This is a genomic window from Pseudomonas sp. OIL-1 (assembly GCF_010669185.1).
Classification (GTDB): Bacteria; Pseudomonadota; Gammaproteobacteria; order Pseudomonadales; family Pseudomonadaceae; genus Halopseudomonas; species Halopseudomonas profundi.
On sequence record NZ_CP048629.1, the window covers coordinates 1,290,235 to 1,303,095 of the forward strand.

Below are 12,861 nucleotides of genomic sequence, written 5' to 3' on the forward strand. Positions count from 1 at the left end.
GGTTAGTGGCTGATCATCCAGGGACGGCGGGGGCCGGTTTGTTGCTTGAGTGCCGGCGGTTGACCATCGGCGCGTGGCGTATGGCTACAAGCACCGGAACTGCAACAACTGTGCCCGTGGCTTACCTTCGGGGCATGGGCGCTGCGCTCGTTGGTCTCATGAGCGGTGCGTTGTTGTGTGTTGAGGATCTGCAGACGCGGCGCGCACACCAGCCGCTGCATGGCTTGTCCGCAGTCGGGACAGTTGCGCGGCGTATCGCGCTCGGCGCTGGGCAATAGCGCTTCGAAGACCCCGCACGCTGGGCAGTCGAAATCATAAATCGGCATATGGATGCTTCCTGACGGTGCAACGGGGGCTGACGGGTTGCTCCATGGCGGAGCAACCGTCTATCAGCGCTTTATTTATTCCAGATGGCCGTAGGTATTTCGTCACCGCTGACCGCGATGGTGGGTCCGTCGGCGTTGGGCTGGATGTCGAAGTCGAATATTTCGGTAGGAATCCATACCGTTGCGCAGACGTTGGGCACGTCGACGATGCCGCTGATGTGGCCCTGCACCGGTGCGGTGCCGAGGATCGAATAGGCCTGAGCGCCGCTGTAACCGAATTTTTTCAGGTACTCGATGGCGTTCAGGCAGGCCTGGCGATAGGCAACGTGGGCATCCAGATAATGCTGCTTGCCGTTCTCGTCGACCGATATGCCTTCGAAGATCAGGTGCTTCTTGTAGCTGGGAGAAAGATCGCTTGGCTGGAAGATCGGATTCTTCACGGCATATTTCTTTACGCCGTCCTTGATCAGGTTGACCCTGACATGGATCCAGCCGGCCATCTCGATGGCACCACAGAATGTGATCTCGCCGTCACCCTGGGAGAAGTGCAGATCGCCCATCGACAAGCCGCCGCCTTTTACATAGACGGGGAAGAACACACGCGAGCCCTTGGTCAGATCCTTGATATCGCAATTGCCGCCATGTTCACGCGGCGGTACGGTGCGCGCACCTTCCGCTGCGATCTTGCTGGCGACATCGCCGGCGGCGCGGCCAACATGCGCAGTGGGTGCGTAGGGCGGATTGGCCAGGCCGGGCACGCGTTCCGGGTCAGTATCAATCAGCGCCTGCTCACGGGTGTTCCATTCATCCAGTAGCTCCTGCGAGGGCAGGCAACCAATCAGGCCCGGGTGCATCAGGCCAATGAACTCGACCCCCGGAATATGGCGGGATTTGGTGTAGATGCCGTTGAAGTCCCAGATGGTTTTGCGCGCTTCGGGATAATGTTCGGTAAGAAAGCCGCCGCCGTTCTGCTTGGCAAACACGCCGTTAAAGCCCCACATCTGATCGGCAAAAGCCCCGATATCCAGAATGTCGACAACCAGCAGATCGCCCGGCTCGGCGCCCTCGACCGCTACCGGACCACTCAGGTAATGCACCTTGGTCAGGTCGACATCGCGGACGTCTTCGGCGCTGTCGTTATTGGCGATCTGGCCGCCAGTCCAGTCCATGCACTCGATAATGAAATCTGCCCCGGGCTTGACGGTTGCCACCATGGGCACGTCCGGGTGCCAGCGGTTATGAATGTTGTCGTGTTCCTTGGGACTCTTGCTCAGGTCGATCTTGATCAGTGTTTCAGCCATGACGGGGGCATCCTCGTTTTTGATGTTGCGTTTCGGTCCGGTCAATCGGTCCGGTATGACGCATAGAGCAGATGCCGTGCCAGCTTTGTCATTGAAGTAGAAAAACGTTTAAAAACAGAGGGTTGTTAGCGAATTGTCAGTTATAGCCAGCAGGCCTGCCGGCGCCGGGATGACAATGTCCAGCATTGGGCTATGACAATGGCATGACAATGTCGGAGCGCGCTATTTCGGAGCAGGCGCTGCGTTGCTCCGGTGAGGCGAGGACGGCTGTGGCCAGAAATATAAACTTCCCGTATTACAACAATTTAGCTGCTTATTTGGCAAAATTTGCAGCGGGACAGGCTGAGATGGCACAGGGGTTGCTCAGGTGGATTCAACAGGCGAGTGAAGCGGGGGACTGGACATGCTCGCCAGTTACATCCAAATCAAGGAGAAGCACCTCATGCATGACTCAACTCGCAAGACGCCGGCCTGGAAGCGCCATCTGCTGGCAGTTGCCCTGGGCGCTGGCCTGGGCTTTGCTGGCGCCGCTGGCGCGGCGGACCACCCGACTGACAAGGTCAATACGACAGGCCTTGCCGTAAGCGATGACACCGTTAAGGTTGGCATCCTGCATTCCGTCACCGGCACCATGGCTATCAGTGAAACCGGCTCGGTCGAAGCTGAGAAGCTCGCCATCGAGCAGATCAACGCCATGGGCGGTGTTCTAGGGCGGCAGATTGAGGTAATTCAGGAGGACGGCGCGAGCGACTGGCCAACCTTCGCGGAAAAGTCTCGCAAGCTTCTCACCCAGGACAAGGTCGCAGCGGTGTTCGGTTGCTGGACCTCTGCATCTCGCAAAGCCGTACTACCGGTTTTTGAGAAAGAAAACGGGATGCTCTATTACCCGACCTTTTATGAAGGGCTCGAGCAGTCCAAGAACGTGATCTATACAGGGCAGGAAGCTACCCAGCAAAACCTCGCCGGACTGGACTGGATCGCCAAAGAAAAGGATGCCAAGACTTACTACCTCGTTGGTTCGGATTACATCTGGCCCCGCACCTCGAACAAGATCGCCCGCAAGCATATTGAGAACGTACTCGGCGGCGAAGTCATCGGCGAAGAGTATTACCCGCTCGGCAACACCAACTTCGGTTCACTTATCAACAAGATCCGCCTGAAAAAGCCTGATGTGGTTTACGCCAGCATCGTCGGCGGCTCCAACGTTGCCTGGTGGAAGCAGCTCAAGGCAGCAGGTATCACACCGGAACGTCAGACTATCGTTACCATCTCGGTCACTGAAGACGAAGTGCTGGGCATTGGTGGTGAAAACATCGCCGGTTATTACTCCTCGATGAAGTATTTCCAGTCACTGGAAAACGAGAACAACCAGGCGTTCGTCAAGGCGTTCAAGGCGCGCTGGGGTGAAGACAGCGTGATCGGTGACGTGACCCAGGCTGCCTATCTGGGACCCTGGTTGTGGAAAGCCGCTGTCGAGAAAGCGGGCAGCTTCGACGTTGATGCGGTGGCTGCGGCCTCTGCCGATATCGAGCTGGAAACTGCGCCCGAAGGTTACGTCAAGGTCCATGAAAACCATCACCTGTGGAGCAAGCTGCGCATGGGACAGTGGAAGGCTGATGGTCAGGCCGAGGTGGTGTACGAATCGGAACTGATCGAGCCGAACCCCTTCCCGGAAGGCTATCAATAAGCCACGTAGCAGATGCGGTCGATTACGACCGCATCGTCGGTAAATCAGGAGAGCCAATATGGGCGGTTATTCAGGGCAAGAGCTCGCGGCCATTTTTGTCATGCAGGGATTCAGTGGCCTGAGTCTATTCTGCGTCTTTCTGCTGATGGCCCTGGGATTGGCCATTATTTTCGGGCAGATGGGTGTTATCAATATGGCCCACGGGGAGTTTCTGACCCTCGGAGCCTACATTACCTGGCTGGTTTCCGAGCTGGCCACCACCTCGCCCTGGCTGCAGCAGGTCTACTTTCCCTTCGCAATTGTTGCAGCCTTCGCTGGGGCTTTCCTGCTCGGTTACATCGTTGAAAGATTGATGATCAGTCGTTTATATCATCGACCGCTGGATACCCTGTTGGCGACCTGGGGCCTGGGATTGATTCTCCAGCAGATCTATCGCTCAACGTTTGGCCCGCGTGAAGTGAGTGTCGGCATGCCGGACTGGCTGATGGGCTCATGGGCGGTAAGCGACATGATCGACATTCCGCTCAATGGACTGTTCGTCATGGGGGTAACCCTGCTGATGACCGTAAGCGTAGTGATAATGATGTATCGCTCGCGCTGGGGCATCAAATTGCGCGCGACAACCCAGAACCGCTTGATGGCAAACGCGGCGGGCATCAATACCAAGCGCGTCGATCGTTTTACCTTTGCGTTGGGTTGCGGTATCGCCGGCGTTGCGGGCGCGGCGTTCACCACTATTGCGTCTACCGGCCCGACCACGGGTTCGCTCTATATCGTGGACACCTTTCTGGTGGTGGTATTTGGCGGCGCAGCGAGCTTGCTCGGTACCGTGGTATCGGCCTTCGGTATTGCCCAATCCCAGTCGATCCTCGAATTCTTCCTCAGCGGCTCCATGGCCAAGGTGATTACCTTGCTGGTCGTCGTCGGGATCCTGATGTTCCGTCCCCAGGGACTTTTTGCAAGCAAGGTGCGCCGCTGATTGGCGCGCCGGCTGGAGGTTAACGTGATGCAAAACTGGATTAGCGCATTCGGGGGGCGGCAGCGTCTACTGCAACTGGCCGCGCTGGCCGTTGTATTGCTCGTGGTGCTGCCGCTGACGCTGGATATCTTTCGCCTGAACCTGATCGGTAAATATCTGACCTACGCGTTTGTCGCGATCGGACTGGTGTTGTGCTGGGGTTACGGTGGAGTGCTTAGTCTGGGGCAGGGGATTTTCTTTGGCCTGGGCGGTTACTGCATGGCAATGTTTCTCAAACTTGAAGCTTCGAGTCCAGAAAACACCGCCATTCAGAGTACCCCAGGCATTCCTGATTTCATGGACTGGAACCAGATTACCGAGTTACCGATTTTCTGGATGCCCTTCCACAGTCTGACCTTGACCGTTCTGTTGATCCTGACTGTGCCGGCATTGTTCGCATTTGTGATCGGGGTAGCGATGTTCAAGCGTCGAGTCGGTGGGGTGTATTTCGCGATCATCACGCAGGCAATTGCTTCGATTGCGACCATTCTGATTATTGGCCAACAAGGTTACACCGGCGGGATCAACGGAATCACTGATCTGCGTACCCTGCTGGGTTGGGACATCCGTCCGGACAGCGCCAAATACATACTGTATTTCCTCTGTTGCGTGCTGTTGATCCTTTGTCTGTTGATTGGCCAGTTCGTGCTCAGCAGTCGCTACGGGAAACTGCTCATCGCCATGCGCGATCAGGAAGACCGGGTGCGGTTTTCCGGGTACGACGTCGCCAATATCAAGATCTTTGTCTTCGCGCTGGCTGGCATCTTCTCGGCCATTGGCGGAGCCATGTTTGCACTGCAGGTCGGCTTCATGTCTCCCACTTTTGTAGGCACCGTCGTCTCCATCGAAATGGTTATCTTCTGCGCAGTAGGCGGACGTCTCTCGCTGATTGGTGCGGTGTACGGCGCCTTGCTGGTCAACCTGGCGAAATCCCTGTTGTCGGAAAGCTTCCCGCAACTGTGGATCATCTTCATGGGTGCGTTGTTCATTGGCGTGGTGTTGCTGTTTCCGCGCGGCCTGGCCGGTCTTTATGAAGACTTCGTGCAGCCGCACATTGATCGTTTCCTCGCGTCACGGCGCAAGCCAGCGCCAGTCAAGCATGAGCAGGCAGCCGAGCCAGCGCCAACGAGTGGTAAGCCGCAGGAGGTGACGTCATGAGTGCTCCTATTTTATTGGCGGTCGAGGATCTCACTGTTTCGTTCGATGGCTTCAAGGCGGTCGATGGACTGAACCTCTATGTAGAGCGAAACGAAGTGCGCGTGGTAATCGGCCCCAACGGCGCCGGTAAAACCACGCTGCTGGACCTGATCTGCGGCAAAACACGTGCTACCTCAGGCTCCATCAGGTTCAAGGACACCGAGCTCACCAGGCTCGCGGAGAACAACATCGTCAAGGCAGGCGTGGGTCGAAAGTTCCAGACGCCATCCATCTACGAGAACCTGACGGTCCGGGAGAATCTGCAGCTGTCCTACCCAACCGGACGAACCGTTTTTGGCAGCCTGTTTTTCAAGGTCACTGACCAGGTACGGGAACGGGTCGAAGCGATCGCCGACGACATATTCCTGATCGATCGGCTCGATACCAGCGCGGGTTTGCTCAGTCACGGGCAGAAGCAGTGGCTGGAGATCGGCATGTTGCTGATTCAGGATCCGGAGCTGTTGATGCTTGACGAGCCAGTAGCAGGCATGAGCGTTTCCGAACGCGAAGCCACCGCGGACCTGTTGCGACGAATCAGTCAGAACCGTTCAGTCATCGTCATCGAGCACGACATGGATTTCGTCAAGGATATCGCGCACCGGGTAACCGTATTGCACCAGGGCAAATTACTGGCCGAAGGCAAGATGGATGACGTGCAGCGAAACGAGAAGGTCATCGAAGTGTACCTCGGTCATTAAATAGGGAGTCCGGACATGTTAAGTGTCAACGAACTGCGCGTCAGTTACGGCATGAGCGAAGTGATCCACGGGGTCTCATTGAACGTGGGGGCCAATGAAACGGTAGCTATCATGGGCCGCAATGGTATGGGCAAAACCACGCTGTTCAAATCGCTGATCGGCATGCTGCCAAGCACCGCGGGCGAAATCCGCTTCCGGGGCGATGATTTGACCCGGGCGGAATCCTACCAGCGTGTGGCGAAGGGGATCGCGTATGTACCCCAGGGCAGAATGGTATTCCCTACGCTGACCGTGGAGGAAAATATCAAGGCCGGGCTGGAAGCGTCGGGACGCAAGAAAGTGCCGAACGATATCTATGAGCTGTTCCCGGTGTTGTTCGACATGCGTCATCGTAAAGCCGGAAACCTCTCCGGCGGTCAACAACAGCAGTTGGCTATCGGGCGCGCGCTGGCGGCTGATCCCAAGGTGCTGCTGCTGGATGAACCAACGGAGGGCATTCAGCCTTCGATTATCAAACAGCTCGCAGTGACGTTGAATGAAATCAAGCAGCTGCGCAAGATCAGCATCGTCGTATCCGAGCAGGTATTGAGCTTCGCCACCGCCGTCGCTGATCGCATGCTGGTGATCGACAAGGGCAGAATCGTTCACGAAGCCGAAGGCGAGCAAATCGACAAGGCTTACATCAGCAAATTCCTCTCTGTTTAACCGCCGGATAAGCCCGTCCCTGTATAAGGAGCGGGCTTTATCGTCCCTTCGCTAGAAAGTTGCTTCAAACTGCTTGACGGCAAACGTCAGACGCCTATAATAATGCGCCTCTCTCAAGTCATGGCGCTACGGAATAAGCGCTTTGCAATCAATAAGTTAGCGATAATTTAGGGGTTGACAGGCTGGAGAGAAGGCGTAGAATGCGCCGCTCTGCGAAGGGCTGGATGGATCGGTTGTTCGCAGCGATGAGGCAGCTCATCAAGGTTTACGGAAGGTGTTGACAGCGAGCTTGGCTCCTGTAGAATGCGCCTCCCTGGCACGGAACAGCAGCGCTGTTCAGGCCATTCAGGCAGCAAGTGAAGCAGCAAAAATACTTCACAAAATTGCTTGACGGATCAGAAGGTTAGCGTAGAATACGCGGCCTTGGCAAGGCGGAAACGCCGGCCGAATCGCTCTTTAACAATCTGAATCAAGTAATTCGTGTGGGTGCTTGCTGAATTGCTCGATGATCGCAAGATTATCAGCCAAGCAAGTAACTCTGTGAATTCATCGAGTTTATTTGTAAACGCTGAGCCAAGTTTAGGGTTTTCTCAAAACCCAAGCAGTTTTTAAACTGAAGAGTTTGATCATGGCTCAGATTGAACGCTGGCGGCAGGCCTAACACATGCAAGTCGAGCGGTAGAGAGAAGCTTGCTTCTCTTGAGAGCGGCGGACGGGTGAGTAATACCTGGGAATCTGCCTGATAGTGGGGGATAACGTCCGGAAACGGGCGCTAATACCGCGTACGTCCTACGGGAGAAAGCAGGGGATCTTCGGACCTTGCGCTATCAGATGAGCCCAGGTCGGATTAGCTAGTTGGTGGGGTAATGGCTCACCAAGGCGACGATCCGTAACTGGTCTGAGAGGATGATCAGTCACACTGGAACTGAGACACGGTCCAGACTCCTACGGGAGGCAGCAGTGGGGAATATTGGACAATGGGCGCAAGCCTGATCCAGCCATGCCGCGTGTGTGAAGAAGGTCTTCGGATTGTAAAGCACTTTAAGCCGGGAGGAAGGGCTGACGCCTAATACGTGTCAGTTTTGACGTTACCGGCAGAATAAGCACCGGCTAACTCTGTGCCAGCAGCCGCGGTAATACAGAGGGTGCAAGCGTTAATCGGAATTACTGGGCGTAAAGCGCGCGTAGGTGGTTCAGTAAGATGGGTGTGAAATCCCCGGGCTCAACCTGGGAACTGCTTTCATAACTGCTGAACTAGAGTACGGTAGAGGGTAGTGGAATTTCCTGTGTAGCGGTGAAATGCGTAGATATAGGAAGGAACACCAGTGGCGAAGGCGACTACCTGGACTGATACTGACACTGAGGTGCGAAAGCGTGGGGAGCAAACAGGATTAGATACCCTGGTAGTCCACGCCGTAAACGATGTCAACTAGCCGTTGGGAACCTTGAGTTCTTAGTGGCGCAGCTAACGCACTAAGTTGACCGCCTGGGGAGTACGGTCGCAAGATTAAAACTCAAATGAATTGACGGGGGCCCGCACAAGCGGTGGAGCATGTGGTTTAATTCGAAGCAACGCGAAGAACCTTACCTGGCCTTGACATGCTGAGAACTTTCCAGAGATGGATTGGTGCCTTCGGGAACTCAGACACAGGTGCTGCATGGCTGTCGTCAGCTCGTGTCGTGAGATGTTGGGTTAAGTCCCGTAACGAGCGCAACCCTTGTCCTTAGTTACCAGCACATAATGGTGGGCACTCTAAGGAGACTGCCGGTGACAAACCGGAGGAAGGTGGGGATGACGTCAAGTCATCATGGCCCTTACGGCCAGGGCTACACACGTGCTACAATGGGCGGTACAGAGGGTTGCCAAGCCGCGAGGTGGAGCTAATCCCGAAAAACCGTTCGTAGTCCGGATCGGAGTCTGCAACTCGACTCCGTGAAGTCGGAATCGCTAGTAATCGCGAATCAGAACGTCGCGGTGAATACGTTCCCGGGCCTTGTACACACCGCCCGTCACACCATGGGAGTGGGTTGCACCAGAAGTAGCTAGTCTAACCTTCGGGAGGACGGTTACCACGGTGTGATTCATGACTGGGGTGAAGTCGTAACAAGGTAGCCGTAGGGGAACCTGCGGCTGGATCACCTCCTTAATCGATAGATCTCGGCACTCTTCAAGCACTCACACGAATTACTTGATTCAACAGAAAGGCGATTGGGTTGCAGCGCTTTGTGCTGCAAGGTACCCGAGATAATTGGGTCTGTAGCTCAGTTGGTTAGAGCGCACCCCTGATAAGGGTGAGGTCGGCAGTTCGAATCTGCCCAGACCCACCAATTGTCGAGGTGCGACGGTTCTTAAAGGGGCCATAGCTCAGCTGGGAGAGCGCCTGCCTTGCACGCAGGAGGTCAGCGGTTCGATCCCGCTTGGCTCCACCAAGACAGACCGACGTACCGAACGCAATGACAACGCCTTAGCTGGACCTAGAGTTCATACATGAATGATCACCGATGGGTGGATCATTGATGTCTGGTCTTTAATAACCAGCCGCTCTTTAAAAATTTGGGAAAGTGATAGAAGTAAGACAAGACATAGCACTGTGTTTCACTGCACAGGGTTATGGCTAAGGTAACTTGTAATCTCAACGCAAGTTCCGGATTGTCGTGAAATCATGTCGATATAACATGTGACTTCGATCGGTCGCGCTGGCAACAGCAAGATTGTTTGGGGTTATATGGTCAAGTGAATAAGCGCATACGGTGGATGCCTTGGCAGTCAGAGGCGATGAAAGACGTTGTAGCCTGCGATAAGGTTCGGGGAGCTGGCAAACAAGCTATGATCCGGACATTTCTGAATGGGGAAACCCACTTGGCATAAGCCAGGTATCACACACTGAATACATAGGTGTGTGAGGCGAACCGGGGGAACTGAAACATCTAAGTACCCCGAGGAAAAGAAATCAACCGAGATTCCCCAAGTAGTGGCGAGCGAACGGGGAGCAGCCCTTAAGCAGTTTAGAGTTTAGTGGAACGCCCTGGAAATGGCGGCCGTAGTGGGTGATAGCCCCGTACACGAAAGGCTCTTAGCTGTGAAATCGAGTAGGACGGCGCACGTGAAACGTTGTCTGAACATGGGGGGACCATCCTCCAAGGCTAAATACTCCTGACTGACCGATAGTGAACCAGTACCGTGAGGGAAAGGCGAAAAGAACCCCTGTGAGGGGAGTGAAATAGAACCTGAAACCGTATGCGTACAAGCAGTGGGAGCGGACTTGTTCCGTGACTGCGTACCTTTTGTATAATGGGTCAGCGACTTATATTCTGTGGCAAGCTTAACCGTATAGGGGAGGCGTAGGGAAACCGAGTCTTAATAGGGCGTTTAGTCGCAGGGTATAGACCCGAAACCGGGCGATCTATCCATGGGCAGGTTGAAGGTGCCGTAACAGGCACTGGAGGACCGAACCGACTACCGTTGAAAAGTTAGCGGATGACTTGTGGATAGGAGTGAAAGGCTAATCAAGCTCGGAGATAGCTGGTTCTCCTCGAAAGCTATTTAGGTAGCGCCTCGTGTATCACCACTGGGGGTAGAGCACTGTTTGGGCTAGGGGGTCATCCCGACTTACCAACCCCATGCAAACTCCGAATACCAGTGAGTGTCAGCACGGGAGACACACGGCGGGTGCTAACGTCCGTCGTGAAAAGGGAAACAACCCAGACCGTCAGCTAAGGTCCCAAAGTTATGGTTAAGTGGGAAACGATGTGGGAAGGCTTAGACAGCTAGGAGGTTGGCTTAGAAGCAGCCATCCTTTAAAGAAAGCGTAATAGCTCACTAGTCGAGTCGGCCTGCGCGGAAGATGTAACGGGGCTCAAACCATACACCGAAGCTACGGGTTCATCGTAAGATGAGCGGTAGAGGAGCGTTCTGTAAGCCTGTGAAGGTCAATTGAGAAGTTGGCTGGAGGTATCAGAAGTGCGAATGCTGACATGAGTAACGACAATGGGAGTGAAAAACTCCCACGCCGGAAGACCAAGGGTTCCTGCGCAACGTTAATCGACGCAGGGTGAGTCGACCCCTAAGGCGAGGCCGAAAGGCGTAGTCGATGGGAAACGGGTTAATATTCCCGTACTTCTAGTTACTGCGATGGGGGGACGGAGAAGGCTAGGCCAGCAAGGCGTTGGTTGTCCTTGTTTAAGGCGGTAGGCTGGGATCTTAGGTAAATCCGGGATCCTAAGGCCGAGAACCGATGACGAGTGTTCTTTTAGAACGCGAAGTGGTTGATGCCATGCTTCCAGGAAAAGCCTCTAAGCTTCAGGTAACTAGGAATCGTACCCCAAACCGACACAGGTGGTCAGGTAGAGAATACCAAGGCGCTTGAGAGAACTCGGGTGAAGGAACTAGGCAAAATGGCACCGTAACTTCGGGAGAAGGTGCGCCGGCTAGGGTGAAGGATTTACTCCGTAAGCTCTGGCTGGTCGAAGATACCAGGCCGCTGCAACTGTTTATTAAAAACACAGCACTCTGCAAACACGAAAGTGGACGTATAGGGTGTGACGCCTGCCCGGTGCCGGAAGGTTAATTGATGGGGTTAGCTTCGGCGAAGCTCTTGATCGAAGCCCCGGTAAACGGCGGCCGTAACTATAACGGTCCTAAGGTAGCGAAATTCCTTGTCGGGTAAGTTCCGACCTGCACGAATGGCGTAATGATGGCGGCGCTGTCTCCACCCGAGACTCAGTGAAATTGAAATCGCTGTGAAGATGCAGTGTATCCGCGGCTAGACGGAAAGACCCCGTGAACCTTTACTATAGCTTTGCACTGGACTTTGAATTTGCTTGTGTAGGATAGGTGGGAGGCTTTGAAGCGTGGACGCTAGTTCGCGTGGAGCCAACCTTGAAATACCACCCTGGCAACTTTGAGGTTCTAACTCTGGTCCGTTATCCGGATCGAGGACAGTGTATGGTGGGTAGTTTGACTGGGGCGGTCTCCTCCCAAAGAGTAACGGAGGAGTACGAAGGTGCGCTCAGCACGGTCGGAAATCGTGCGTAGAGTATAAAGGCAAAAGCGCGCTTGACTGCGAGACCAACACGTCGAGCAGGTACGAAAGTAGGTCTTAGTGATCCGGTGGTTCTGTATGGAAGGGCCATCGCTCAACGGATAAAAGGTACTCCGGGGATAACAGGCTGATACCGCCCAAGAGTTCATATCGACGGCGGTGTTTGGCACCTCGATGTCGGCTCATCACATCCTGGGGCTGAAGCCGGTCCCAAGGGTATGGCTGTTCGCCATTTAAAGTGGTACGCGAGCTGGGTTTAGAACGTCGTGAGACAGTTCGGTCCCTATCTGCCGTGGACGTTTGAGATTTGAGAGGGGCTGCTCCTAGTACGAGAGGACCGGAGTGGACGAACCTCTGGTGTTCCGGTTGTCACGCCAGTGGCATTGCCGGGTAGCTACGTTCGGAAAAGATAACCGCTGAAAGCATCTAAGCGGGAAACTTGCCTCAAGATGAGATCTCACCGGGAGCTTGACTCCCCTGAAGGGCCGTCGAAGACTACGACGTTGATAGGCTGGGTGTGTAAGCGTTGCAAGGCGTTGAGCTAACCAGTACTAATTGCCCGTGTGGCTTGACCATATAACACCCAAGCAATTTACGGTGTTATACAAGACACCGATTGAACGACAGTCTGGAACTGCAGAGATGACAGTTACCACCTTGTCCAAACCTTCTATCACGCTCCCAACCCTTTACGCCGTGTGGACTAAAAAACGCACAGCAACGAATTGCTTGACGACCATAGAGCATTGGAACCACCTGATCCCATCCCGAACTCAGAAGTGAAACGATGCATCGCCGATGGTAGTGTGGGGTCTCCCCATGTGAGAGTAGGTCATCGTCAAGCGCTTATACCGAGAACACCCCGATCTGGAGACAGGTCGGGGTGT

The 12,861-nt window shown here is 54.7% G+C and carries 7 protein-coding genes, 2 tRNA genes and 3 rRNA genes; 10 read left to right on the top strand and 2 right to left on the bottom strand.

All coding sequences use genetic code 11. The features are described from left to right. Nucleotides 1–2 precede the first annotated feature (2 nt). Nucleotides 3–326, bottom strand: a complete 324-nt coding sequence (locus tag G3M63_RS05995; protein WP_150302137.1) for an FmdB family zinc ribbon protein — start codon at nucleotides 324–326, stop codon at nucleotides 3–5. 71 nt (nucleotides 327–397) lie between these two features. After that, nucleotides 398–1,627 carry a formamidase gene (gene fmdA, locus G3M63_RS06000; RefSeq protein WP_163982154.1) on the bottom strand — a complete coding sequence of 410 codons (1,230 nt, stop codon included), beginning with the start codon at nucleotides 1,625–1,627 and terminating at the stop codon, nucleotides 398–400. A gap of 442 nt (nucleotides 1,628–2,069) precedes the next feature. Here fmdA and urtA point away from each other — a divergent pair, with 442 nt between their 5' ends. From urtA to rrf, 10 genes are all read left to right on the top strand, one after another. Further along, on the top strand, nucleotides 2,070–3,314 hold the full coding sequence (gene urtA, locus G3M63_RS06005; RefSeq protein ID WP_163982155.1) for an urea ABC transporter substrate-binding protein: 1,245 nt from the start codon (nucleotides 2,070–2,072) through the stop codon (nucleotides 3,312–3,314). Nucleotides 3,315–3,372: 58 nt separating this feature from the next. Next, entirely contained in the window at nucleotides 3,373–4,293 is a 921-nt protein-coding gene (urtB, locus tag G3M63_RS06010; RefSeq protein ID WP_150302140.1) for an urea ABC transporter permease subunit UrtB, read from the top strand. A 27-nt stretch (nucleotides 4,294–4,320) separates the two neighbouring features. Continuing rightward, the gene (gene urtC, locus G3M63_RS06015; RefSeq protein ID WP_163982156.1) at nucleotides 4,321–5,490 is read left to right on the top strand and encodes an urea ABC transporter permease subunit UrtC; all 1,170 of its coding nucleotides are present in this window, start codon (nucleotides 4,321–4,323) and stop codon (nucleotides 5,488–5,490) included. Next, the gene (gene urtD, locus G3M63_RS06020) at nucleotides 5,487–6,227 is read left to right on the top strand and encodes an urea ABC transporter ATP-binding protein UrtD (RefSeq protein ID WP_150302142.1); all 741 of its coding nucleotides are present in this window, start codon (nucleotides 5,487–5,489) and stop codon (nucleotides 6,225–6,227) included. Before urtC ends, urtD begins: the two co-directional genes overlap by 4 nt. 15 nt (nucleotides 6,228–6,242) lie before the next feature. Continuing rightward, complete coding sequence (gene urtE, locus G3M63_RS06025; protein WP_163982157.1) at nucleotides 6,243–6,932, top strand: urea ABC transporter ATP-binding subunit UrtE; 690 nt, start codon at nucleotides 6,243–6,245, stop codon at nucleotides 6,930–6,932. A gap of 610 nt (nucleotides 6,933–7,542) precedes the next feature. Then, nucleotides 7,543–9,079 (top strand): 16S ribosomal RNA (locus G3M63_RS06030). A gap of 104 nt (nucleotides 9,080–9,183) precedes the next feature. After that, nucleotides 9,184–9,260 (top strand) — tRNA-Ile (locus G3M63_RS06035). Between the two features lie 26 nt (nucleotides 9,261–9,286). Further along, nucleotides 9,287–9,362, top strand: a tRNA-Ala gene (locus tag G3M63_RS06040). A 298-nt stretch (nucleotides 9,363–9,660) separates the two neighbouring features. Further along, nucleotides 9,661–12,550: ribosomal RNA gene (locus G3M63_RS06045) — 23S ribosomal RNA — on the top strand. A gap of 152 nt (nucleotides 12,551–12,702) precedes the next feature. Continuing rightward, nucleotides 12,703–12,818: ribosomal RNA gene (gene rrf, locus G3M63_RS06050) — 5S ribosomal RNA — on the top strand. Together the 16S, 23S and 5S rRNA genes with 2 tRNA genes alongside form the textbook arrangement of a ribosomal RNA operon. Nucleotides 12,819–12,861 lie beyond the last annotated feature (43 nt).